The sequence below is a fragment of the Gordonia sp. (in: high G+C Gram-positive bacteria) genome (assembly GCF_047600385.1).
Taxonomy (GTDB): Bacteria; Actinomycetota; Actinomycetes; order Mycobacteriales; family Mycobacteriaceae; genus Gordonia.
Genome location: NZ_JASGKZ010000001.1, coordinates 617,495 through 640,959, shown reverse-complemented (window position 1 = coordinate 640,959; position 23,465 = coordinate 617,495). Strand labels below are relative to the sequence as shown.

The window sequence follows — 23,465 nt, the reverse complement described above, 5'->3', positions numbered from 1 at the left end:
TCTGTGCCTCTGGCCGGGGACGCCGAGCATTCGGTCCGGGGCTGGTCTTCTCACTGAATGAGTGATCCCCGGTGGTCGAGGACCCGTGGACCCCGCGTCGTGGTTCTTGTCCGATATCGACAAGAACCACGACGCCGGATCTCCGCTCCCGACTCGGCCCGGGGAGCGGAAGGGCCGCCGCACGGGGTCTGACGGTCTCGGCGCATCGTGTCCGCGAGCTGCGGGAGCGACTGGTCGACGAACTCGTCGTCGCCGCCGTCGTCGCTGGACGCGGTGAGGGTGAGCAGGGTGGCCTCCGGGCGGCAGGCGAAGCGGGCGGGGGCGTAGGGCGAGGTGCCCAGGCCCGCGCTCACGTGCAGCATCATCGTCGAACCCCAGTACGAGGCGCCCTTGACCCGCGAGCGGTCCAGGTGGCAGTTGGTCACCAGGGCGCCGTAGCCCGGAAGACACAGCTGTCCGCCGTGCGTGTGACCGGCCAGCACGAGGTCGTAGCCGTCGGCGGCGAACCGGTCCAGGACGCGCGGCTCGGGGGAGTGGGTGAGTCCCAGGCGCAGCTGCGCGAGCGGATTCGGCCGGCCCTCGATGGTCTCGTAGCGGTCGCGCCCGATGTGCGGGTCGTCGACGCCCGCCGCGGCGATCCGGACGTCGGCCACCTCCAGCTCGCGCACGGTGTGCGTGGCGTCGAGCCAGCCGCGCTCGGAGAACGCGGCCCGCATGTCCTGCCACGGCAGCGGCTCGCCGTGCGTGCGCTTGTGGTCCTTGCGGAAGTACTTGAACGGGTTCTTGGGTTTCGGGCCGAAGTAGTCGTTGGACCCGAACACGAACAGTCCCGGCCGCGACAGCAGCCCGTCGAGCGCCTGCACCACGGCGGGCACCGCGGTGGGGTGGGCGAGGTTGTCGCCGGTGTTGACCACCAGGTCCGGTTCGAGCTCGTTCAACTCACCGATCCACGACTGCTTGAGGAACTGCCGCGGCATCATGTGGATGTCGCTCAGGTGCAGCACACGCAGGGACGACGACCCCGGTTCGAGGATCGGGAGGGTCACGTGGCGCAGCGCGAAGGCGTTGCGCTCGATCACGGTGGAGTACAGGAGCCCGGCCGCGGCCGCGCCCGCCGCACCGGCGGCGAGATGGGCGGCCTTCAGCTTCGGGTCGGAGGAAGAGACCATGAGTCCACGATACGCGCTCGGGGACGTCGTAAGACGTCCCCGAGCGCGGTGATCGTCCGGCTCCGGTCGCTCAGCCCTCCGGCACCTCGATCACCACGGGGCCGACGCCGGGGACCGTCACGGTCTTGGTGACCGTGCCCTGGGCGGAACGCTGGGTCTTGCCGTTGCTGACGTACAGGGCGATCGTGGTGCCCGGCATGGCGCTGTCGGACGGCGCGGTGAACACCACCGTGCCCTTGGGCTTGCTGCTGTCCACCTCCAGCTCGCTCACCTTGAACCCGGCTTCTTTCAGGCGGTCGGTGGCCTGACCGGCCGGAAGGCCCGCGACGTTCGGGATCCGGCCGCGGTTGCTGCCGTTGACGAATCGCTGATCGTTCGGGGGGAGTCGTACCGGGCCGAACTTCTGGGCGATCGGAAGCATGGTGCGGAACCAGGTGCGGGCCGGTTCCATGCCGCCGTAGAGGTCGCCGTCGTAGCACTGCCGCAGCGGCGAACTGCAAATGCCGGAGGTCTGCCTGCCGTCGTTGTAGACGTACGACGCGGCCGACAGCTGGTTGGTGAAGCCGAGGAAGGCCGCCGAGCGGTGCGCCTCGGTGGTGCCCGTCTTACCGGACATCGGCAGGTTCCATCCGGACGACGCCGCCGCCTGGGCGGCGGTGCCCGAGCCCTGGGTGTCCTGGCTCATCGCGTGCGAGAGCGAATTGGCCAGCCCGCGTTCGATCACCTGCTCGCACTTGGGCGGATTGAACGGGACGTTGACCATCACCGGCTTGCCGTCGGAGTCCATGACGGCGTTGCCGTACCGGTCCCGCTTGGCCTCCTGGATCGACAGGATCGGGCTCGGCGGGCACCATCGGCCGCCGGAGGCGATCGTGGCGCCCACGTTGGAGAGTTCGAGCGCGTTCACCGGGAACGGGCCCAGCGTGAACGAACCGAAGTTCCCCTTCTTGATGTGGTCGGCCAGGCTCTGGTCGTTGACGCCCGACGAGCCGGGGACGGTGTACGAGCGCAGGCCCAGCCGGACCGCCATGTCGACGGACGGTTTGACGCCGGTCTGCTGCAGCAACTGGACGAAGCTGGTGTTCGGCGACTGCGCCAGCGCCTGCGTCAGCGTCAGACTCGCCGGGTACGGGCCGGCGTTCTGGACGCAGTAGGCGTTCGCCGGGCAGCCGAACGCGCCGTTGCTGTTGCCCATGCCGTACACGGCGACGCTGGACGGGACGGGGAGCACCGTGCTGGTGCCCAGGCCCTTCTCCATCGCCGCGGCCGTGGTGAAGATCTTGAAGACCGAGCCCGCGCCGTCGCCGACCAGGGAGAACGGCTGCGGCTGCACGGTCTCGTTGCGTTCCTGGTTGAGGCCGTAATCGCGGCTGGACGCCATGGCCAGCACGGGATGCGAGTCGGCGCCGGGCTGCACCACGCTGATGACGTTGGCGAGGCCGGTGACGTCGGGGCTGGCCTGGGCCTTGGCGGAGCGCAGCGCGTTGGCCTGGACCTCGGGGTTCAGGGTGGTGCGGATGGTGAAGCCGCCGCGGGCCACGGTGGAACGGGTGAGACCGTTCTCAGCCAGGTACTGCAGGACGTAATCGCAGAAGAAGCCGTCGTTGCCCGCGGTGATGCAGCCCTGCTTGGGCGTGCGCGGCTTGGGCAGCACGCCGAGGGGCTTGCTCTTGGCGGCCCGGATCTCCTCCGCGCGCTGCGGGAAGTTCTCGATCATGGTGTCCAGGACCGTGTTCCGGCGGGCCAGGGAGGCCTCGGCGTCGTTGTACGGGTTCAGGGCCGACGTCGACTGCACGACGCCGGCGAGCATCGCCGACTCCTGCAGGTTCAGCTCCTTGGCCGACTTGCCGAAGTAGGTCCGGGCGGCCGCCTCGATGCCGTAGGCGTTGTTGCCGAACGGCACGACGTTCAGATAGCGGGTGACGACCTGCTTCTTGACCTCCTGCTTGGCGGTCGCCTCGTCGACGTCGCCCTCGCGCATGGTCTGCTCGGTGAGCGTCTTCTCCAGCGTCATCGCCATCCGGGCCTCGCGGAGCTTGCGGGCCGGAGTGGACTCGGTGGCCGCCTCGCGCTCGGCTTCGGTGCGCGCCAGCACGAACAGCAGATAGTTCTTGACGTACTGCTGGTCGAGGGTCGACGCACCCTGCTGCACCTCGCCGGAGGACTGGTTGGTGAGCGCCGCACGGAGGGTGCCGCGCCAGTCCACGCCGTCGTGCTCGAGGAATCGACGGTCCTCGATGGAGATGATCGCCGCGATCATGTCCTGCGAGATGTCGTTGTAGCCCACCTGGGTGCGGTACTGGTCGTACAGCAGCGCGATGACGGAGCCGTTGGCGTCGGTCACCGTGGTCACTTCGGGCACCGTGCCGTTCAGCAGTTCGGACGACGTGTTCTCCATCGTCGCCGCGGCCCGGTTCGACAGCATGGCCGCCCCGGCCGTGAACGGAAAGAGGAGCCCGGCGACCAAGACGCCCGCGAGCACGAGCGCGAGCGCCAGGCCCGGGAGTTTCGAGGAGTACCGCACTCGGTCAGGATACGTGCCCGGACGCCGGGAGTGCCGGATCGGTGTGCACCGGGGAGTCTGGACGTCGCTCCGGGCAGGAATTGTCGGAACTGTGACTTGCGCTATCAGCCCAGACCTCAATAGATTGGCAAACGTGAGTCGTCTAACACTTGTGGAAAAGTGTGAGGCAGATCATGAAAGTGGATCTTGTGCGCGGTTCCGACCGGCGGAACCGATGTCGATGGGTTGTTGAAAGGCGGACTACCGCAATGACTTTGGCCCCCCTGTCCAGTGGAGATTCCGAAGCCCGTCTCGCGTGGGTCGCGCAGGCCCGGTGCCGCGGTGGCAACCCCGATGATCTCTTCGTTCGAGGCGCCGCGCAGCGCAAGGCGGCGACCATCTGTCGGCATTGCCCGGTGCAGCTCGAGTGCGGGGCCGACGCCCTGGACAACCGCGTCGAGTTCGGGGTGTGGGGCGGCATGACCGAACGTCAGCGGCGGGCTCTGCTGCGGCAGCATCCGGAGGTCACCTCCTGGGCGGACTTCTTCGAAGCGCAACGACGACGCCAGCGCCTCGCGGCCGTGCCGTCGCCCGTCCAGCACTGACGCCTGTCGGAAGCCGGCCGCGGCCTTCCTGCGGGAGCGTCACGGAGGGCCTGCGGGAGCACCGTCCGGGAGTGTCGTCGAGGCCGTGCCGTCCGACCGGCTGCGGGTGTGACCTGCCGGTCCGGGTAGCGTCGCCAGGGTGACCGAGCAGCCGAAGACCCCGCCGTCCACGGGAGCCGAGCGTCCCCAGCCCCTGCGCCCCCCGTCTCTTCGCAACGCCCTGTGGCTGATGTATCTGGCCGCGGCGCTGCAAGCGGCGTTCGGGATCTACTTCTGGATTCTTCTCGGCCGACTCCGGACCGACCCCGAGGTCCACGCGGAGTTCGCCGCGTCGGCGGCGGACGGTGCCGACGTGCAGGGGCTGATCGACTCCACCGTGCAGACCTGGCGGATCGGCGTCGTCGCCGGAACCCTGGTGGCCACCGCGCTCTGGCTCGTCATGGCCTGGGGCAACGGCGGCGGCCGCAACTGGGCGCGTGTCACGTCGACGGTCCTGGGCGTGTTCGCGATCACCGGATCGGTCTTCACTCTGCTGAACGGGTTCAACCCGGTCGCACTGATCGCGCTCCTGGTGGTGCTGGCGGTGCTCTACCTGCTGTATCGGCCGGAGACGGCCGCCTTCTTCGAGGCGGCGCCCGCCGAGGCGCCGGACGCCGGGACTCCCGCTCTCGCCGAGCCGACCGGCACCGAGCCGGTCGCCGCGGGACCGGACCTCGCCAAGCCTGCACCCGTCGTCCCCGAACCCGTCGTCCCAGAACCCGCCGTCCCCGAACCCGCCGAGCCGGAGAGCGCCGAGCGGCCGGTCCCCGCCGAGGACCCGGACCCCGCCGTCACGCCGACGGACGGCCCCGCCGCGGCCCCCGGGCGAGACGCGGCCGAGAAAGGCGAGACCGGAAAAAGCGAGACCGCGGAGAGCTGAGTCCGTCCGCTCGGACTACTCGTCGCGAGTCTCGTCGCCGGTGATCTGCCCGCCCACCGCGCGCAGCGCAGCCGCGTCGGCCACCTCGAACGGCAACGCGGGCACGTGCACCGTCGCCACCCTCGGATTCGCCGAACCGAACCGCGCCATCAGATGGGCTTCGCGCTGAGCGGTCTTCGCCCGGTCGACGTGGATCGCCAGCACACCGTGGGTGAGGTCGTCGGTGAACCGCTCCAGCGCGGCCTCCGCGGCCGGAGTCGAGACCCCCGCCAGCGTCGGATGCGTCCGGTTCACGATCAGGCCGCACAGCGGCATCGAGTCCTGAGCGAGGCGGTTGACGAAGAAGCTGGCCTCGCGCAGCGCATCGGGTTCCGGGGCCGCGACCACGACGAAGTGGGTGCCCGGCTGCTTGAGCATCGCGTAGGTCCGGTCGGCGCGTTCGGAGAACCCGCCGAACATCGTGTCCAGGTCCCGGACGAAGTCCGCGACGTCGCGCAGCATGTCTCCGCCGATGATGGTCGAGATCCCGCGCATGGCGACGCTCATGGCGCCGGTCACCATGCGGCCGACGCCGCGTCCGCCGCCGACCAGCATCTTCATCAGTCGACCGGAGAGGAACGAGCCGAGTCGCTGCGGGGCGTCCAGGAAGTCCAGGGCGTTCCGCGAGGGCGGCGTGTCGACGACGATGAGATCCCAGCGGTCCTCCTCGAGGAGCCGACCGAGCTTCTCCATCGCCATGTACTCCTGCGTGCCGGAGAACGACGACGCCACGGTCTGGTAGAACGCGTTGTTCAGGATCTTCTCGGCGCGTTCGGGCGTGGAGTGCTCGATCACCATGTCGTCGAAGGTGCGGCGCATGTCGAGCATCATCGCGTCGAGCGTGCCGCCGGAGGCCGCCTCGAGCGGAGTCACCGGGACGGGCTGCGGCTCGTTGGTCAGCTCGGTCATGCCCAGCGACTGGGCGAGACGTCGTGCCGGGTCGATGGTGAGGACGGCGACGGTCCGCCCGCGTTCGGCGGCGTACAGGGCCATCGCGGCGGCGGTGGTGGTCTTGCCGACGCCACCGGACCCGCAGCAGATCACCACGCGGGTGCGCGGGTCGCGCAGGGTGGCGCCCATGTTCAGATCGGGCATCAGACGCCGGCCTCCTTCATCGCGCGGGCGAGTTGATAGAGCCCGCCGAGGTCGACGTGTTCGTCGATCTCCGGCAGGTCGACACGGGGCACCTGCACCTCGTCCAGGTCGGCCTGGGCCACCTGCTGCGCCTGCAGGCGGACCGCGTAGTCGACGGCCTCCCGGATCAGGCCGGCCATGTCGTCGTCGGACACGTCGAGCCCCGCCTTCGTCAGGCCCGCCCGCAGCGCATCGGCGTCGATCCGGTTCTCGGCGACGGCGTCGAGCTCGGTGTCGGGCAGATACTGGGGTTTCACTCGGTTCACGAAGATCGAACCCAGGTGCAGGTTCTTCGCGGCCAGGTCGTCGACGGCCTCGATGGTCTCCTGGATCGGCATGGCCTCCAGCAGCGTGCACAGGTGCACGACGGTCTCCGGCGAGTGCAGCAGCTGCACGACGCCCTCGCTCTGGTTGCGGATCGGACCGGTCTTGGCCAGGTCGCTCATCGCGGAGGTGACGTCCAGGAAGTTGCCGATGCGGCCGGTCGGCGGAGCGTCGACGACGACGACGTCGTACAGCGGGGCGCCCCCGTCGTCGACGGCGATCACGCGTTCCTTGATCTTGCCGGTGATCACCACGTCCCGCAGGCCGGGGGCGACGGTGGTGACGAAGTCGATCGCGCCGACCCGTTTGATCGCCTTCGCGGCGAATCCGAGCCGGTAGAACATGTCGAGGTATTCCAGGAGCGCGTGCTCGATGTCGACCGCGAGCGCCCAGACCCCGCCGCCCGCCGGATCGATCTTGTGATCGGTCGGGGGGAGCGGGGGGACGTCGAAGATCTGCGCGATGCCCTGCCGGCCCTCGACCTCGACGAGAAGCACCTTCTTGCCCTCGCTCGCGAAGGCGATCGCCAGCGCGGCGGCGACGGTCGTCTTGCCGGTGCCGCCTTTGCCGGACACGAAGTGGAGCCGGGCGGAGCGCGCGTTCGCGGGCCAACCGCTTCCTTGCTGGGTCAACGCGTCAGTCGTCACGCGATCAACCTTAACGATCCCTTACCGTCGGAACGGAAGAACCTCGCTGACTGCGCCGTGGATCACCGGATAAGGTGGCTGCATGAGTGAACTGACCACCTGGGAATACGCGACCATTCCGCTGCTGACGCACGCGACCAAGGACATCCTCGACACGTGGGGCTCGGACGGATGGGAGCTGGTCAGCGTGCTGCCCGGTCCCACCGGCGAGCAGCACGTGGCCTACCTCAAGCGGCCCACCAACTGACATGGCGGGCCAGTGGAGCGCTCGGCTCGCCGAGCTCGGAATCACCCTGCCCGCGGTCGTGACGCCGGTCGGCAGCTACACCCCGGCCCTGCGGGCCGGCGACTTCGTCCACACCTCCGGCCAGCTGCCGGTGGTCGACGGCGAGCTGACGCTGCGCGGCAAGGTCTCGCAGGGCGCGGAGGGCATCGTCTCGCCCGAACAGGCGACCGCCGCCGCCCGGCAGTGCGCGCTCAACGCGCTCGCCGCGGTGGACTCGGTCGTCGGGATCGACGCCGTCGAACGGGTGGTCAAGGTGGTCGGCTTCGTCGCCTCGGCGCCCGGCTTCACCGGCCAGCCCGGGGTCCTCAACGGGGCCTCGGATCTGCTCGGCGAGATCTTCGGCGAGGCCGGCGTGCACGCCCGGTCCGCCGTGGGCGTGGCCGAGCTCCCGCTCGGCGCCCCCGTCGAGGTGGAGCTGGTCGTCCAGCTCGCCGCCGGAGCCTGAGCCCGTGACCGGCGCGCCGATCACGCATCCCGCCTACGGGCAGGTGCGTCCGGTCACGGAGTTCGCCTCCGTCCTGCTGCGCGACAATCCGGGGCTGATGGAACTCGACGGGACCAACACCTGGATCCTGCGGGCCCCGGACAGTCCGACCGCCGTCGTCGTCGATCCGGGTCCGCCCCGGTCGAAGCGGCACGTGAAGGCGATCGCCGCGGCCGCGGGCGAGGTGGAGCTGACCCTGATCACCCACCGTCACGCCGACCACACGGGGGCGATCGAGCGCATGCGCAAGCACACCGGTGCGATCCACCGGGCGTACGACGATCGATTCAGCCACGGCGCACCCCGGATCACCGACCGCGAGGTGATCGAGGCGGCCGGACTGCGGATCACCGCCCTGCACACGCCCGGACACACCGCCGACTCGATGAGCTTCCTGGTCGAGTGGGAGGGACGACAGGCGATCGTCACCGGCGACACGATCCTCGGCCGCGGCACCACGGTGCTCGACCCGAAGGACGGCGGTCTGGGCGACTACTTCAACTCGCTGAACCGGCTGATCGTCGACGCTCCGTCGGCGACCCTCCTGCCCGGGCACGGACCCGACCATCCCGAACTCGAACCGGTCGCCCGCTACTACAAGGCGCACCGCGAGGACCGGCTCGACCAGATCCGGCAGGCGCTGGACGAGCTGAAGCTGACCGCCCACGAGGCCAAACCGATGAAGGTGGTCCGCCGGGTCTACGCCGACGTCGACCGCAGGCTCTGGCCCGCGGCGCGGATGAGCGTGAAAACGCAACTGGAGTACCTCCGGACCCTCTGAGAGGGATCGCGGAGGCACTCCAGCGGTTGTTCTTCGGCCGTGAGAGCCCGCGGCGGTGGAACCGTCGAATCAGCGGGCGCGGCGCGCCAGACGCTCCGAGTCGGCGATCAGCACGCTCTTGCCCTCGAGGCGGAGCCAGCCGCGCTGCGCGAAGTCGGCCAGGGCCTTGTTCACGGTCTCGCGCGAGGCGCCCACCAGCTGAGCGATCTCCTCCTGGGTCAGGTCGTGGGTCACCCGCAGCGCACCGCCCTCCTGGGTGCCGAAACGCTGCGCCAGCTGCAGCAGCTGCTTGGCGACACGGCCCGGCACATCGGTGAAGATGAGGTCGGCCAGGTTGTTGTTGGTCCGGCGGAGCCGGCGCGCGAGCACCCGCAGCAGCTGCTCGGCGATCTCCGGGCGGTCCTTGATCCACTTGCGGAGCGCATCGCGGTCCATGGTCGCGGCGCGGACCTCGGTGACCGTCGTCGCCGACGACGTGCGCGGGCCCGGATCGAAGATCGACAGCTCGCCGAACATGTCCGACGGCCCCATGATCGTCAGCAGGTTCTCCCGGCCGTCCGGGGAACGGCGGCCGAGCTTCACCTTGCCGGAGAGGATGATGTACAGGCGATCACCCGGCTCGCCCTCGTGGAAGATCACGTGGCCGCGCGGGAACTCGACCTCCGTGAGTTCGGAGGCGAGCGCCGCAACGGCGGTAGGCTCGACCCCCTGGAAAATACCCGCACGGGCAAGAATGTCGTCCACCAAAGAACCTTTCTCGTTCTCGTCGCATCAACTGACGCGCGTGATCCACGCTACTCGAACACAAAGTGTAAATGTTGTGAGAGTCACGTGTGCGGCTGACCGGTGGAACGACCGTAACCCGAGTTGTCGGAGTGGTTTCGGGCGGGTGCGTCAGGATGCGGGGCCGGTGGCCTCGTCGTCGTGGCCGTGCCGGTGGCGGAGTTCGTCCAGTGCGGCGGGCAGGCCGGACTTGGCGAGATTGTCCACATCGGTGGCGTCAGCGGATTCGAGGAACTCGTCGACCTGTTTGCCACCGACCGCGCCGTAGTCGAGCCGGACCTGGACCCGGTTCATCAGGATGGCGAAACCCATGAGCAGGAGTGGATAGACGATCACGACCAGACCTTGCATGCCCTCCACGTAAACACAGCGCTCGGCGGAGGCGGAAACCGGCACGGGCGTCGTCATCGACTTGTGACCTGCGGCTGCGAAGCGTGCTGCGGCCGCCGGTATCGGTAACGTGGTCCGGTGTGAAGCGACGGACGCCGGAGACGCACCTGGGGTTGGTCCGTCGTGCCCGGCGGATGAACCGGGCCCTGCAGGTGGAGTTCCCCGAGGTCTACTGCGAACTCGACTTCACCGATCCGCTGGAGCTCTCGGTGGCGACCATCCTCTCGGCGCAGTGCACCGACGTCCGGGTGAACCAGGTGACCCCCGCGCTGTTCGCCCGCTACCGCACCGCCGCCGACTACGCGGGCGCCGATCGCACCGAGCTGGAGGAGATGATCCGCAGCACCGGTTTCTACCGGAACAAGGCGAACTCGATCATCGGGCTCGGTCGGGCGCTGGTGGAGCGGTACGACGGCGAGGTACCCCGTCGTCTCGAAGACCTGGTGACGCTGCCCGGGTTCGGCCGGAAGACCGCGAACGTGGTGCTCGGGAACGCGTTCGGGGTGCCCGGACTCACCGTGGACACGCACTTCGGGCGCCTGGTGCGCCGCTGGGAGTGGACCGCGGAGGAGGACCCGGTGAAGGTCGAGCGCGTGGTGGCCGAGCTGTTCCCGCGCAAGGAGTACACCGACCTCTCGCACCGGATCATCTTTCACGGGCGGCGGATCTGCCATGCGCGCAAACCCGCGTGCGGGGTGTGCACCCTGGCGAAGGACTGCCCGTCGTACGGGACCGGGCCCACCGGACCGGAAGAGGCGGCGGCCCTGGTGAAGGGCCCGGAGACCGAGCATCTGCTCGCACTGGTCGGGATGGAACGATGAGAAGCGGCGCCACCGTGAAGACGATGCTCGCATCGTCGTCGGTCCGCGCGATGATCGTGTTCGTCGTGGTGATGGTCGCGCTGATCTACGCGCTCTGGCCGCGTGACGGCGCCGCGGACACCGCGGGCGGCGGGCCGCCGTCGTCGACGCGCGGGGTGACCGACGAGGCGGTCCCGGCGAGCATGCTGGCGCAGGCCCGGACGGAGGCTGCGTTGCCGCCGTGCCCGCGGAGCACCGCACCCGTGCCCGGCGGAGCCGCGTTGAAGAACGTGTCCGCGCTGTGCCTGGCGGACGGGGAACGGGTGGATCTGGGCGCCGCGACCGCGGGGCGGCCGACCGTGATCAACCTGTGGGCCGTGTGGTGCCTGCCGTGCCGTCGGGAGCTTCCGCTGTTCGCCGAACTGAGCGAGCGGGCCGGGGACCGGCTCGACGTCCTCGCCGTGCACGCGCGCGACGGCGGCGCCAAGCCCTACGCGATCTTGAAGTTCCTCACCGAGGTGGGCGTGCGACTCCCGACCGTCACCGACGTCGACGGCTCGGTCGCGGCCGCGCTCGCCGCGCCGCGCGTGTTCCCGTCGACCCTGCTGCTCCGCGCCGACGGCACCGTCGCCGCGACACTGCCGCGGGTCTTCGACTCGTACGACGACCTCGCCTCCGTGGTGGAGAAGGAACTGGGGGTGGACGTCTCGTGAAGCGTGAACCGACCTATGTGGGACCGCTGGTGGAACGGTCGGCGATCCCGCCGTGGCTGCGCGGGGTGACCGACGATCCGGCGGCGGTGAACGAGGCCGTGCTGCGGCGCGGCGGCGACCGCGCGCGCTGGGCCGCGACCTTCCGGGCGCAGCGCGCGGCGGCCGTGCTGGTCCTGTTCGGAGGCTCGTTCGAGGCCGCGCTCGACCATCCGGGCGGACTGCCCGCCGACGCCGACGTCCTGCTCACCGAGCGGGCCGCCACCATGCGGACCCACAGCGGCCAGATCGCCTTCCCCGGCGGCAGCCGCGACCCGGGTGACGACTACCCGGTGGGCACCGCGATGCGCGAGGCCCGCGAGGAGACCGGCCTGCACTCGGACGGGGTGCGGCTGCTGGCCAACCTGCCGGCCTTCCCGGTGCCGTCGGGATTCGAGGTGACCCCGGTGATCGGGCACGAGCCGGTCCCCAGCGCCGTCGGCGTGGTGGACGAGGGCGAGACGGCCCGCGTGGTGCGGGTGAACCTGCGGGAACTGCTCTCGCCCGAGCACCGCTTCCAGGTCCGCCGGGCGATCTCCGGGATCACCGCCTACAAGGGTCCGGCCTTCCTGTACGACGGCATGCTGGTCTGGGGCTTCACCGGCGGACTGCTGGCGGCGATCAGCCAGACCGCGGGCTGGGACGTGCCGTGGGACACCGACGACGTCCGGCCGCTGGAGCAGATGATCGCCGAGACCGGCGGTCGCCAGGTCTCCGGCTTCCCGACCGACGACGCGGCGGACCGCTCATGAGCGGTTCGGTCTGGGTCGAAGTGATCGTCGTGGCGATCGCGGTGCTCGCCGGTGCCAGCGGGTACCGGCAGGGCGCCGCCGCGTCGGCGATGGCCTTCATCGGCGTGGTGATCGGGGTGATCGCGGGGATCCTGCTGGTCCCGCACGTGGTCACGCTGATCGACGATCCGCGACTGCGCGTGCTGGTCGCGCTCCTGGTGCTGGTGGCGCTGGTGGTGATCGGCGAGGTGTCCGGCATGGTGGTGGGCCGCGCGATGCGGAGCGGTCTTCACTCCTTGCGCCTGAGGCGGGTGGACAGCCTGATCGGGGCGTGTTTCCAGTTCTTCGCGATCCTGATCGCGGCCTGGCTGGTGGCCATCCCGATCCGGGAGTCGTCGCAGGGGGAGTTCTCCCGGGCGGTCGACGGTTCCCGCGTGATCGGGGCCGTCGACGCGGTGGCGCCGCAGTGGATGCGCGACCTCCCCGGCGAGTTCACCGCGCTGCTCGACAGCTCCGGCCTCAAACAGGTGATCAGTCCCTTCGGCGAGACCGAGGTGGCGCAGGTCGCTCCGCCGAACCATCGGCTCGACACGTCGTCGGTGATCCGGCGGGTCCGCCCGAGCGTACTGAAGATCTACGCGCTCTCCCCCGACTGCGGGCAGTCGCTGGAGGGCTCCGGTTTCGTGTTCGCACCGGAGCGGGTGATGACCAACGCGCACGTCGTGGCGGGTTCGAGCGAGGTCTCGATCCGGACCCCGAACGGACGGAGTCTGGAGGCGAAGGTGGTCTGGTACAACGCCCGCGCCGACGTCGCGGTGCTCGACGTCCCCGGGCTGACCGCACGACCGCTCGACTTCGCCGGCGACGCGGCGGGCACCGGGGCCGACGCGATCGTCCTCGGGTACCCCGAGGACGGGCCGTTCACGGTGACGCCGGTCCGGGTCCGCAACACCGTCAACCTGGTGGGACCGGACATCTACCAGAGCCCGGAGAAGGTCCGTCGCCAGGTGTACACGGTGCGCGGCACGGTGCGCTCGGGCAATTCCGGCGGCCCGATGATCTCCCCGGAGGGGGAGGTGCTCGGCGTGGTCTTCGGGGCGTCGGAGGACGTCGCGGAGGACACCGGCTTCGTGCTGACCGCCGAACAGGTGAGCAGCGACGTGACCGCATCGGAGCAGCGGAGCCGGGAGGCGTCGACGTCGAGCTGCGTGACCCGGTGAGGCGCCGGGCCGGGTGACCGGTCGGGGGCGGGGCGCGCCGCGGGGAGGTCTCCGCCTCCGGGGCGGGCGTCGTCAGCGATCGAGGAGCTTGAGCAGCGCGGCGTTGACCGCGGTCGGGTTCTCCTCGTGGACGAAGTGGCCGGCGGCGGGGATCACCCGGTAGTCGAAGTCGGAGGCCCAGTGCCTGCTGGCCGACATCACCGAGTCGAGGATGTAGTCGTCCGCGCGGCCGCGGGCGGCCAGGACCGGGATGTGCAGTCGCTTGTTCATCAGGTGCATGAAGCGGCGGCCGTCGCCCCGGAACTGCGAGCGGAACGCCCAGCGGCGGTACTCCAGGCTGCAGTGGGCCACACCGGGGATCTGGATCGCGAGCCGGTTGCGGGCGACGGACTCGGCGAAGTCGGGGGTCTGCCGCCAGGCGGATCCGGCGTGTGCGCGGAAGTACTCGTCGAGGTGGGCGCCGTCGTCGCGGGTGAGGCGTCGTTCGCCGATCCGGGGGACCTGGTCGTGCAGGAAGGGCACGAGGAAGGCGCGTCGTTCGGGGCCGTTGGTGAACATCGACCGGCGGAGCGCTCGCGGGTGCGGGGAGGCCAGGACCGCGATCCGCGCGACGGACCTCGGGTGGAGGGTCGCGGTGGCCCAGCACACCAGGCCGCCGTCGGCGTGGCCCACCAGCGTGGCCTGGGTGTGGCCGAGAGCGCGGACCAGCGCATGGGTGTCGCCGGCCAGCGTCCAGCCGTCGTAGCCGCGCGGCGGCTTGTCGGAGTCGCCGTAGCCGCGCAGGTCGACGGCGACGGTGCGGTAACCGGCGTCGGTCAGCGCGCCGAGCTGGTGGCGCCAACTCCACCAGAACTCGCCGAAACCGTGCAGGAACAGGACCAGCGGGCGGTCCGCGATCGACCCGGCGACGGTCTCCACCGCGTGGAAGCGGAGACCGTTCGCGCGGATGTCGAAGTGATGCCACGGGCCGTCGAACCGGACCTCCGTGGCATCAGGGGAACCCGACAGGGTGGCCAGGGCGTCAGCTCCGCTTCGACGGATAGCTGCTCGGCGGGACGTTCGCCGGAGGGATCTGCGGGTGCGCGTAACCGCCGGCCGGGGCGGTGTCGCTCTTCCCCGGCACCAGGGTGGACAGCTCGTTGACCGAATCGATGGTCTTCTCCGGTTTCCGGAGCCGTTTGAAGAGGATGTAGGCGACGAGGATGCCGGTGATCGCAATGACCATGAGCAGCAGGAAGACGATGAGGAACGCCAGCCAGGTGGAGAGCCAGACGTCGAGCAGGAAACCGAGGAAGACGAAGAAGAAGAGGCTCGCGTACAGCAGGAGCACCCCGGACAGGACGATCAGACCGGTGCCGGCGCCGGCCTTCTTCGCCTCGCCGATGAGCTCGGCCTTGGCCAGCTGGACCTCGGCGCGGAACAGCGCCGACGCGCTGGCGGTGGCGTCCTTGACGAGATTGCCGAAGGTGGGCTGACCGTCGGGTCCGAGGTTCGCATCGGACATCGGGATCGACGGCACCTGCGGGGGGTTCTCGGGCCCGCCGGGCCAGGTGTCCTGATTGCCGCTCACGAATTCTCCTTGCGTTCGGGTATCGGACCTTATGTTGCCATGCCGGTCGCCGGGAGCGTAGCGAGCGGGACAGATCGGTTCGGCCGGGTGCGGAACGGCCGGGATCCCGTCGTCGTGACGGGGTGGGATCCCGGCCGAACCGGTGTGCTCTCAGGCGCGCTTGGCGCGGATCGCCTCGAAGACGGACGGGTCGACCAGGGTCGAGGTGTCGCCGAGTTCGCGGCCCTCGGCGACGTCCTTGAGCAGGCGGCGCATGATCTTGCCGGACCGGGTCTTGGGCAGTTCGGGCACGATGTTGATCTCCCGCGGCTTGGCGATCGGGGAGATGTCCACCGCCACCTGGTTGCGCATCTCGGCGATCAGGGCGTCGCCGCTGTTCTCGGCGCCCTCCAGCAGGATCACGAAGGCGACGATGCCCTGACCGGTGGTCTCGTCGGCGGCGCCGATCACGGCGGCCTCGGCGACGGCCGGGTGGGCGACGAGCGCCGACTCCACCTCGGCGGTGGAGATGCGGTGGCCGGACACGTTCATCACGTCGTCGACGCGGCCGAGCACCCACAGCGCGCCGTCCTCGTCGTACCGGGCGCCGTCGCCGGCGAAGTACCAGCCCTGCTCGGCGTAGCGGGACCAGTAGGTGTCCTTGAACCGCTGTTCGTCGCCCCAAATGCCGCGCAGCATGCCCGGCCACGGGCGGTCCAGGACCAGGTAGCCCTGTTCGCCCTTCGGCAGCGGGTTGCCGTTGTCGTCGACGATGTTCGCGCTGATGCCGGGCAGCGGACGCATCGCCGACCCCGGCTTGCACGCGGTGACGCCGGGCAGCGGGGCCACCATGATGGCGCCGGTCTCGGTCTGCCACCAGGTGTCGACGATCGGGCAGCGGCCGCCGCCGATGACCTCGTGGTACCAGCGCCAGGCCTCCGGGTTGATCGGCTCGCCGACGCTGCCGAGCAGGCGCAGCGAGCTCAGGTCGTGGGCGTCGGGGACGGCCCGGCCCCACTTCATGAAGGTGCGGATCAGGGTCGGCGCGGTGTAGTAGGTGGTGACGCCGTACTTCTCGATGATCTGGAAGTGGCGGTGCTCGTCGGGGGAGTTCGGGGTGCCCTCGTAGATCACCTCGGTGGCGCCGTTGGAGAGCGGGCCGTAGACGATGTACGAGTGGCCGGTGACCCAGCCGATGTCGGCGGTGCACCAGAAGACGTCGCGGCCCTCCTTGTGGTCGAAGACGTTGTGGAAGGTGTACGACGCCTGGGTCAGGTAGCCGCCGGAGGTGTGGACGATGCCCTTGGGCTTGCCGGTGGTGCCGGAGGTGTAGAGCAGGAACAGCGGGTGCTCGGCGTCGAACGCCTCGGCCTCGTGCTCGGGAGACTGCTCGGCGACGGTGTCCTCCCACCAGACGTCGCGGCCTTCGACCCACGGCAGGTTCTCGTCGTGGTTCGTCCGGCGGACCACGAGGACCTTCTCGACGGACGGTGCGGCGTCGTCGCCGGTGCCCAGGGCCTCGTCGACCTGCGTCTTGAGTTCGGCGGGCTGTCCGCGGCGGAACTGGCCGTCGGTGGTGACGACCATCTTGGCCTCGGCGTCGTCGACGCGGGAGCGCAGGGCGGCGGCGGAGAAGCCGGCGAAGACCACCGAGTGGGTGAGGCCGAGGCGGGCGCACGCGAGCATCGAGATGATGGCCTCGGGGACCATCGGCATGTAGATCGCCACGCGGTCGCCGGCCGTCAGACCGACCGCGGAGAAGTAGTTCGCCGCGCGGCTGACCTCGTCCTTGAGCTCGCGGTAGGTGATGTCGCGGGAGTCGCCGGGCTCGCCGACCCAGTGGATCGCGACGCGGTCGCCCTTGCCCGCGGCGACGTGCCGGTCGACGCAGTTGACGGCGACGTTCAGCTCGCCGCCGCCGAACCACTTGGCGAACGGCGCATCCGACCAGTCGAGGACGCCGGTGAAGGGCGTGGCCCAGTCGAGCCGTCGTGCCTGCTCCGCCCAGAACTCCTCGGGATCGGCGTCGGCGCGGGCGTACATCGCCTCGTCGGCGTTGGCCTGGGCGGCGAACTCCGCTGACGGGGGATAGACCTGGTCGGTGGTGGACATGGGCTGCCTTTCGGTGGTGCGAACAGGACTGTCGGGGGTGGTGCGTCGACGACGATCGTCGGGTGGCGCGGCACTCCATGACTTCTGGATGTGAGCGTAGTCACCTCGTGTGATGAGCGTAACGGCGCGTAGGTTGCGGGTGCGATGCGCGCGGTGAGCGGTCGATCGGCTGCGGTCGGTGGATGCCCGTGTGCCGGAGGCCGGGTCGACGGCGGGCACTACTGTGGACGCGTGACTTCTGATCCGCTGGCGCCCCTGCTCGATCTGCCCGGTGTGGCGGCCGCCGCCGAGGAGGCCGGGGAGGCGCTCGCGGCGGTGCACCGGCATCCGGTGAACCTGCGCGGCTGGGACAAGACCTCGCGGGAGTCGTCGTGGCGGGGCGGCCGCAGTTCGGCGGCGATGGAGGGGGCGACCACCGAACTCAATCGTGAGCACGACTTCGACGATCCGGTGATGTCCGGCGCCATCCGCGTCGCCCAGGCGATGGATCCGGACTCGCTGGACCGGGAGGTGGCCGTCTTCCGTCGGGCGCCGATGCAGTCGCTCGCGCGGCTGCACGCGCTCGCCGCGGCCGAACTGGTGCCGGAGTCCCGGCTCGGTCGTCCGCGCGAGGAGCCGCACATCGCGCAGCGCCTCGACTTCCTCGGGCAGCTGATCACCGGCGCCACCTCCGTGCCGGCCGCGGTGCTCGCCGCGGTGGTGCACGGCGAACTGCTGGTGCTCGCGCCGTTCGAGGAGGCCAACGCCGTGGTGGCCCGCGGGGCGTCGCGGCTGGTGTCGGCGGCGACCGGGCTCGATCCGCATCTGCTGGGCGTGCCCGAGGTGACGTGGCTGCGTCGGCTGGGCGACTACCGCGAGAGCTCGGCGAGTTTCGCGACGGGGGATCCGCTTGCGCTGGCCGACTGGATCGTCCTCTGCTGTCAGGGGATGGCGTCGGGGGCGGCGGAGGCGCGGTCGATCGCCGACGCCGCCCGATAACCGATCTCTCCGGTCGAGTTTCTTCTCGCTGGTCGAGCGGAGTCGAGACCACGACCACCGCGTAATAATGCGGGCGGCCCCCGCACCGGTGAACCGGTGGCAGGTGCCGCCCGCGAGCACGGACGCAAGTTACCAAGCGTGCAAGGTGGGTTGTGAGATCGCCTCGGCGAGGGAAGGTGGTCACGGACGTGACGTCTCGTGTCCTCGATGTCGCAGGCGCACAACGCTTCTGCCAATGCGGCGCGCTCCGCGTGGGTGCTTGCCGCCCGTGCTGGGAACGACCTTCCGGGAGTTCGGATCTTCTCTTCCGATCCGGACTTTGCCTTCCGGCGTTCCGTGGTTATTTTCTACCACGTGATGCGAGTCACATCAAGCGTTTCGGAAAGACGTCAGGCCGCGGCGTGTCCGGCGTCGGACGGCCCGTCGGTCCGGTGCCGCAGGTGGGCGATCCCGTAGGCCACGGCGACCGCCGCGACCACCCCGACGCCGGCCGCGGCGGCGGTCCAGCCGCGCGTCGTCGAATCCGACCAGTCCACCAGGGGAGCGGGGTTGGGGAAGTCGAGGATCTCCCAGTCGTGTTCGGCGGCGTAGGTCCGTAACGCCTTGTCCGGGTTGACCACCGCCCGATGTCCCGCGGCCTCCAGCATCGGGATGTCGGTGCTGGAATCGGAGTAGGCGTAGCAGTCGGCGAGGTCGTAACCGTTCTCGGCGGCCAGCTCGCGCATGGCGACGGCCTTCTGCTCGCCGTAGCAGTAGAAGTCGATCTCGCCGGAGTAGCGTCCGTCGATCACCTTCATCACGGTGGCGCGCACGATGTCGGCGCCGAGCAGTTCGCCGATCGGTTCGACCATCTCGATGCCGATGCCGACACCAGGATGATGTCGCGGCCGGCCGCCTTGTGTTCGGCGATGAGGGCGGCGGCCTCGTGGAAGATCACCGGGCGCACCACGTCGTCGAGCGTCTCGGAGACGATCGACCGGACGGTCGCGGCCTCCCAGCCCGCGGACATCTCGGTGACGTGTCTGCGCATCTTCTCGACCTGGTCGGTGTGGTCGGAGGTGAGCAGGAACTGGAGTTGCGCGATCGCCGAGCGCAGCATGCCGCGCTTGCTCAGCAGTCCGCCGTCGTAGAAGTGTCGGGTGAAGGCGAGCGCGCTGGATCTGGCGATCACGGTCTTGTCCAGGTCGAAGAACGCCGCCGAACGGGTGGGTGCAGTCACTGCCACGACAGCGACGTTACGGCCCGCGATTCGGCCGGTGTCGGCGAACCCGGGAAATGGTGGATTCCGATTCGTTTCCGGATCCTCCGGAAGAGTTGCGGGATTCGGTGATCCGGAGGTAGTTTGGCAGTGTCCGGCTCAGGCCGGTGCTTTCAACCCGACCCCCGGGGTTGAAAGCAGATGACCCCGGCCTCCTCCCCCCTGGCCGGGGTCATCGCTATCTCCACGGTCCGTCGTTCCCCGATCCGCTGCGGTCTTCTCGAACCGGCCGCCTCGTCGGGTCGACGCTCCCGGTCTCGCTGCACAGTCGGCACCCGATTTCAAGACCCTGCGCCGCATTTGTGGACGACTCGTGCCGAAGGGTTCGCCTGTGGACGACGCACTGGTGTGTCGGCGCCGGTGCGCCGATCATCGGCGCATGAGCGAGATGCTGCTGGTCCTCACCGACGCCGTCCTGCACGACGCGGTCGTGCGCTGCGGTGCGGCCGCCGGATACACGACGGTGCGCGGCGATCCGGCCACCTGCCGGCGCGACTGGCTGCGCGCCGGCGCGGTGGTGGCCGACGGCGCGGCGCTGGAGGCGCTGGCGGCCCTCGCGCTGCCCGCCCGGAGCGGGGTGCTGGTGGTGGCGGCATCGGCGGCGGATCAGTCGGCGTGGCGGGCCGGTCTGGCGGCCGGCGCGCAGGGCGGCTACGTGCTGCCCGACGACGAAGCGGGCCTGACCGCGGCGATGTCGGGCCTGCGGCGCCCGCACCGTTCGGCGGCGCCGGTCCTCGCCGTCGTCGGTGGTCACGGGGGTGCCGGGACCAGCACGTTCGCCGCGGTCCTCGGGCTGTCGGCGGCGCGGTCGGGGGCGGCGGTGCTGCTGCTCGACGCCGAGCCCGCCGGCGCCGGACTGGATCTGCTGCTGGGCGCCGAGGAGGTGTCCGGGCTGCGCTGGGACGAGGTGGCCGGGGAGACGGGGAGCATCCATCGGCAGGCGCTGTCGGCGGCGCTGCCCCGTCTCGGCGGACGGCTGGCGTTCCTGACCAGGAGCCGCGACGACGGCGCCCCGCTCTCGGCCGAGACCGCGCTGGCGGTGCTGGATGCGGCGCGTACGGACGGGCAGACGGTGATCGTCGACGTCGGACGGGCGATGGATCCCTCGGCCGCGGGAGTGCTCGACTCCGCGGACCTGAGCGTGGTCGTGACCCGGGCGACGGTGCCCGGCGTGGCGGCGACGCGGAAGCTGGTGTCGCGGTGCGCGCTCGGCGGGGAGTCGGGGCTGGTGGTGCGGGGTCCGGCCCCCGGCGGGCTGAGCGACGTCCAGGTGGCCGAGGCGATCGGGCTGCCGCTGCTGGCCGGGATGCGCTCGCGCAAGGCGCTCCGGCGGCGATGCGACGACGGCGGGCTGCGGGATTCGCCCCGGGGATCGGAGGCCCGGGCCGCGGAGACCGTGCTGGGCGAGCTGGCGCGGGTGCGCGGAGCACGACGATGAGCGTCGAGCGGAACGCCGAACTGCTGGAACGGGTGCGGGAGCGGCTCGCCGCCCGGTCGGTGGACCCGGATGCCGAGACCATCGCCGACGCGGTGCGGACCGAGTCCGGCGGCCTGCTCTCGGACACCGACCTGTTGGCGGCCCTGCGCTATCTGCAGACCGAACTGGTCGGGGCCGGTCCGCTGGAGGGGCTGCTGGCCGATCCCGCGGTGACCGACATCCTCGTCGTCGGACCGGAGCGGGTCTGGGTGGAACGGGGCGCGGGACTGGAACCGACGGGGGTGACGTTCGACGACGAGTCGAGCGTCCGGCGACTCGCCGTGCGGTTGGCCTTGGGGGCCGGGCGGCGACTCGACGACGCCCAGCCCTGGGTCGACGGGCGGCTCTCCGGGGTGGGCAGGCACGGGTACGCGGTGCGGTTGCACGCGATGATCCCGCCCCTCGCGCTGGACGGGACCTGTATCTCGTTGCGGGTGCTGCGCAGCGCCGCGAAGGACTTCGATGCGCTGGTCGCCGCCGGCGGCATCCCGCTCCGGGCGCGGGAGCTGATCCTCGACGTGATCGCCCGGCGTCGTGCGTTCCTGGTGGTCGGAGGGACCGGAGCCGGAAAGACGACGCTGCTGAACGCACTGCTGGGGCGGGTGGATCCGGGGGAGCGGCTGCTGATCGTCGAGGACGCCCCCGAACTGGATCCGCGCCATCCGCACGTGGTCCGGCTGGTGGCGCGGGCGCCGAACGTGGAGGGGATCGGCGAGGTCTCGGTGCGGGCGCTGGTGCGTCAGGCCCTCCGGATGCGGCCGGACCGGATCGTGGTGGGGGAGGTGCGCGGCGCCGAGGTGATCGACCTGTTGACGGCCCTCAACACCGGGCACGAGGGCTGCGCGGGCACATTGCACGCGAACTCCGTGGCCGAGGTGCCCGCCCGGATGGAGGCGCTCGCGGCGCTCGGCGGCATGACCCAGACGGCTCTGCACAGTCAGCTCGCCGCCGCGCTCGACGTGGTGTTCGGGGTGGAACGACGCGCCGACGGCACCCGCGGGCTCGCCGAGATCGGCGCGGTGGAGAGGTCGGGGGCGGGCACAGTCCGGATCCGTCCGGTCTGGACTCGCGACGGTGGAACGGAGGCCCGGTGCTGACCGCGGCGGCCTCGGTGCTGGGCGCCGTGGCGCTGCTGGTGTGGCCGTCGCACGACGCGGCCCGCAGGCTCCGGCGGCTGACCGGCGACGCGGCGGCCGGGGCCGTCCGGCTGCCGGTCGGGCCCACCGTCGCGGCGGGGGTGGCACTGACGACGGCGACGGTGGGGATCGGGCCCGGGATCGCGGCGGGGATCGTCGCCGCGCTGGTGCTGGCTCGACGACGACGGAGCCGGGCGCGGAGCACGGTCGTGACGCATTCCGAGGCGCTGATCCGGGCGCTGTCGGTGATGTCCGCCGAACTCTCGGTCGGGGCGCCGATGGTCGGTGCCTGCCGGGCGGCGGCGCAGGAGGTGGCCGGGCGGCACCCGGAGGTGGCAGCCGAACTCGGGCGGATCGCGGCCCGGGTGGAACTCGGCGGCGAGGTCGGCTCGGCGACGATCGACGACACGGTGCCCGGACTGCGCCGGGTCGGTGACGCGTGGTCGATCTCGGTGCGGAACGGACTGCCGATGGCCGCGCTGCTGGAGGCGCTCCGGCGCGACCTGGTGCAACGCCGGGAGTTCGGTGAGCGCACCGAGGCCGGGATGGCGGGGCCGCGGGCCACCGCGACGGTGCTCGCCGGTCTTCCGGTGCTGGGGCTCGGGCTGGGCGAGATGATGGGCGCGGGGCCGGTCGGGGTGCTGTTGGGGTCGTCGTTCGGTTCGATACTGCTGGTGATCGGGACGGGACTGGCCGCGGCGGGGATGCTGTGGTCGGACGCGATCGTGGCGAAGGTGCTGCGATGATCGCCGCGGCGGTGCTCGTCGCCGCGGCCTGCCTGATCTGGCCGGGCCCCGGGTCCGCGCTGGCCCGGGTGGTGCCGGAACAGCCGCGGTCGGGGAGCCCCTGGCGGCTCGACGGCGAGCCGCGCTGGTTGCGGAGCAGGGTCGCGGCGGCCGACCCGTTCGAGACGGCCGCAGCCTACGACCTGTTCGCGGTCTGCCTGCGCGCGGGACTGCCGGTGGCGACGTCCGCGGCGGTGGCCGCCGAGCACGCGCCGGGAGTGCTCGCCGAGGGGCTGCGACGTGCCGCGGAACTGCTCGCCCTCGGGGCCGTGCCGGAGAAGGCCTGGGCGCTGGATTCGGCGATGCCGCAGGACGACAGATTCGCCGAACTCGCGACGCTGGCGCGGCGGGCCTCGCGGGCGGGGTCGTCGTTGGCGGATGGGGTGGCGGCGCTGGCCGAGGCGACGCGCGAGCAGGCGCAGACCGAGGCCCTGGCGCGGGCCGAGCGGGCCGGCGTCACCATCAGCGGGCCGCTCGGACTGTGTTTCCTGCCCGCGTTCGTATGCCTGGGGATCGTGCCCGTCGTCGTGGGGCTGTCGGGAGGGATGCTGGGCGATCTTTGAGTGTTTCGCGCGGTTTCAGGGCGAGGGCTCTGTCAGAATCGTC

General features: G+C 70.9%; 22 protein-coding genes and 2 pseudogenes. 14 read left to right on the top strand and 10 right to left on the bottom strand.

Annotated features, from left to right (window positions below):
* Positions 1–212: 212 nt before the first annotated feature.
* Positions 213–1,169, bottom strand: a pseudogene (locus QM809_RS02915) (metallophosphoesterase); the annotation flags it as partial.
* 70 nt (positions 1,170–1,239) lie between these two features.
* On the bottom strand, positions 1,240–3,693 hold the full coding sequence (locus tag QM809_RS02910) for a penicillin-binding protein (RefSeq protein WP_415044335.1): 2,454 nt from the start codon (positions 3,691–3,693) through the stop codon (positions 1,240–1,242).
* A gap of 248 nt (positions 3,694–3,941) precedes the next feature.
* On the opposite strand from QM809_RS02910, the gene QM809_RS02905 reads away from it, so the two are divergent.
* Complete coding sequence (locus tag QM809_RS02905) at positions 3,942–4,277, top strand: WhiB family transcriptional regulator (RefSeq protein ID WP_415044334.1); 336 nt, start codon at positions 3,942–3,944, stop codon at positions 4,275–4,277.
* 139 nt (positions 4,278–4,416) lie between these two features.
* Positions 4,417–5,196: a hypothetical protein gene (locus QM809_RS02900; protein WP_415044333.1), complete on the top strand. Its 780-nt coding sequence runs from the start codon at positions 4,417–4,419 to the stop codon at positions 5,194–5,196.
* Between the two features lie 15 nt (positions 5,197–5,211).
* Here QM809_RS02900 and QM809_RS02895 read toward each other — a convergent pair whose 3' ends face one another.
* On the bottom strand, positions 5,212–6,330 hold the full coding sequence (locus tag QM809_RS02895) for an ArsA family ATPase (RefSeq protein ID WP_415044332.1): 1,119 nt from the start codon (positions 6,328–6,330) through the stop codon (positions 5,212–5,214).
* Complete coding sequence (locus QM809_RS02890) at positions 6,330–7,340, bottom strand: ArsA family ATPase (protein ID WP_415044331.1); 1,011 nt, start codon at positions 7,338–7,340, stop codon at positions 6,330–6,332. The genes QM809_RS02895 and QM809_RS02890 overlap by 1 nt, the downstream gene beginning before the upstream one ends.
* 82 nt (positions 7,341–7,422) lie before the next feature.
* On the opposite strand from QM809_RS02890, the gene QM809_RS02885 reads away from it, so the two are divergent.
* From QM809_RS02885 to QM809_RS02875, 3 genes are read left to right on the top strand one after another with little or no spacing between them, the layout of a single operon-like run.
* Positions 7,423–7,587, top strand: coding sequence for a hypothetical protein (locus QM809_RS02885; RefSeq protein WP_105941118.1), 165 nt, complete (start codon positions 7,423–7,425; stop codon positions 7,585–7,587).
* Between the two features lies 1 nt (position 7,588).
* Positions 7,589–8,071 carry a RidA family protein gene (locus QM809_RS02880; RefSeq protein WP_415044330.1) on the top strand — a complete coding sequence of 161 codons (483 nt, stop codon included), beginning with the start codon at positions 7,589–7,591 and terminating at the stop codon, positions 8,069–8,071.
* A gap of 4 nt (positions 8,072–8,075) precedes the next feature.
* Positions 8,076–8,891, top strand: a complete 816-nt coding sequence (locus tag QM809_RS02875) for an MBL fold metallo-hydrolase (RefSeq protein WP_415044329.1) — start codon at positions 8,076–8,078, stop codon at positions 8,889–8,891.
* Positions 8,892–8,960: 69 nt separating this feature from the next.
* Here QM809_RS02875 and glxR read toward each other — a convergent pair whose 3' ends face one another.
* Both glxR and QM809_RS02865 read right to left on the bottom strand, forming a co-directional pair.
* The gene (gene glxR / locus QM809_RS02870) at positions 8,961–9,635 is read right to left on the bottom strand and encodes a CRP-like cAMP-activated global transcriptional regulator GlxR (protein WP_415044328.1); all 675 of its coding nucleotides are present in this window, start codon (positions 9,633–9,635) and stop codon (positions 8,961–8,963) included.
* Between the two features lie 150 nt (positions 9,636–9,785).
* Positions 9,786–10,025 (bottom strand): hypothetical protein, encoded by a 240-nt coding sequence (locus QM809_RS02865; protein ID WP_415044327.1) that lies wholly within the window; start codon positions 10,023–10,025, stop codon positions 9,786–9,788.
* 173 nt (positions 10,026–10,198) lie between these two features.
* Here QM809_RS02865 and nth point away from each other — a divergent pair, with 173 nt between their 5' ends.
* The 4 genes from nth to QM809_RS02845 are packed head-to-tail and all read left to right on the top strand — an operon-like array spanning position 10,199 to position 13,564.
* Positions 10,199–10,885 (top strand): endonuclease III, encoded by a 687-nt coding sequence (gene nth, locus QM809_RS02860; RefSeq protein ID WP_415046999.1) that lies wholly within the window; start codon positions 10,199–10,201, stop codon positions 10,883–10,885.
* A complete protein-coding gene (locus QM809_RS02855; RefSeq protein WP_415044326.1) occupies positions 10,882–11,577 on the top strand; it encodes a TlpA family protein disulfide reductase in 696 nt (231 codons plus the stop codon). The genes nth and QM809_RS02855 overlap by 4 nt, the downstream gene beginning before the upstream one ends.
* Positions 11,574–12,365, top strand: a complete 792-nt coding sequence (locus QM809_RS02850; protein WP_415044325.1) for an NUDIX hydrolase — start codon at positions 11,574–11,576, stop codon at positions 12,363–12,365. The genes QM809_RS02855 and QM809_RS02850 overlap by 4 nt, the downstream gene beginning before the upstream one ends.
* Entirely contained in the window at positions 12,362–13,564 is a 1,203-nt protein-coding gene (locus QM809_RS02845) for a MarP family serine protease (RefSeq protein ID WP_415044324.1), read from the top strand. The genes QM809_RS02850 and QM809_RS02845 overlap by 4 nt, the downstream gene beginning before the upstream one ends.
* Positions 13,565–13,636: 72 nt before the next feature.
* On the opposite strand, the gene QM809_RS02840 is transcribed toward QM809_RS02845, so the two are convergent.
* The 3 genes from QM809_RS02840 to acs form a co-directional block, all read right to left on the bottom strand.
* Positions 13,637–14,572, bottom strand: coding sequence for an alpha/beta fold hydrolase (locus tag QM809_RS02840; protein WP_415046998.1), 936 nt, complete (start codon positions 14,570–14,572; stop codon positions 13,637–13,639).
* 13 nt (positions 14,573–14,585) lie between these two features.
* On the bottom strand, positions 14,586–15,134 hold the full coding sequence (locus tag QM809_RS02835; RefSeq protein ID WP_415044323.1) for a phage holin family protein: 549 nt from the start codon (positions 15,132–15,134) through the stop codon (positions 14,586–14,588).
* A 150-nt stretch (positions 15,135–15,284) separates the two neighbouring features.
* Positions 15,285–17,225: an acetate--CoA ligase gene (acs, locus tag QM809_RS02830; protein WP_415044322.1), complete on the bottom strand. Its 1,941-nt coding sequence runs from the start codon at positions 17,223–17,225 to the stop codon at positions 15,285–15,287.
* Positions 17,226–17,456: 231 nt separating this feature from the next.
* On the opposite strand from acs, the gene QM809_RS02825 reads away from it, so the two are divergent.
* Positions 17,457–18,203, top strand: coding sequence for an oxidoreductase (locus QM809_RS02825; RefSeq protein ID WP_415044321.1), 747 nt, complete (start codon positions 17,457–17,459; stop codon positions 18,201–18,203).
* Positions 18,204–18,592: 389 nt separating this feature from the next.
* Here QM809_RS02825 and QM809_RS02820 read toward each other — a convergent pair.
* Positions 18,593–19,374: pseudogene (locus QM809_RS02820) on the bottom strand (HAD family hydrolase).
* A 466-nt stretch (positions 19,375–19,840) separates the two neighbouring features.
* Between QM809_RS02820 and ssd the strand changes: the two are divergent.
* The 4 genes from ssd to QM809_RS02800 are packed head-to-tail and all read left to right on the top strand — an operon-like array spanning position 19,841 to position 23,422.
* Positions 19,841–20,899 (top strand): septum site-determining protein Ssd, encoded by a 1,059-nt coding sequence (ssd, locus tag QM809_RS02815; protein ID WP_415044320.1) that lies wholly within the window; start codon positions 19,841–19,843, stop codon positions 20,897–20,899.
* Complete coding sequence (locus tag QM809_RS02810; protein WP_415044319.1) at positions 20,896–22,035, top strand: TadA family conjugal transfer-associated ATPase; 1,140 nt, start codon at positions 20,896–20,898, stop codon at positions 22,033–22,035. Before ssd ends, QM809_RS02810 begins: the two co-directional genes overlap by 4 nt.
* Positions 22,029–22,820 (top strand): type II secretion system F family protein, encoded by a 792-nt coding sequence (locus QM809_RS02805; protein ID WP_415044318.1) that lies wholly within the window; start codon positions 22,029–22,031, stop codon positions 22,818–22,820. The genes QM809_RS02810 and QM809_RS02805 overlap by 7 nt, the downstream gene beginning before the upstream one ends.
* Positions 22,817–23,422, top strand: coding sequence for a type II secretion system F family protein (locus QM809_RS02800; RefSeq protein ID WP_415044317.1), 606 nt, complete (start codon positions 22,817–22,819; stop codon positions 23,420–23,422). The genes QM809_RS02805 and QM809_RS02800 overlap by 4 nt, the downstream gene beginning before the upstream one ends.
* Positions 23,423–23,465: the final 43 nt, after the last annotated feature.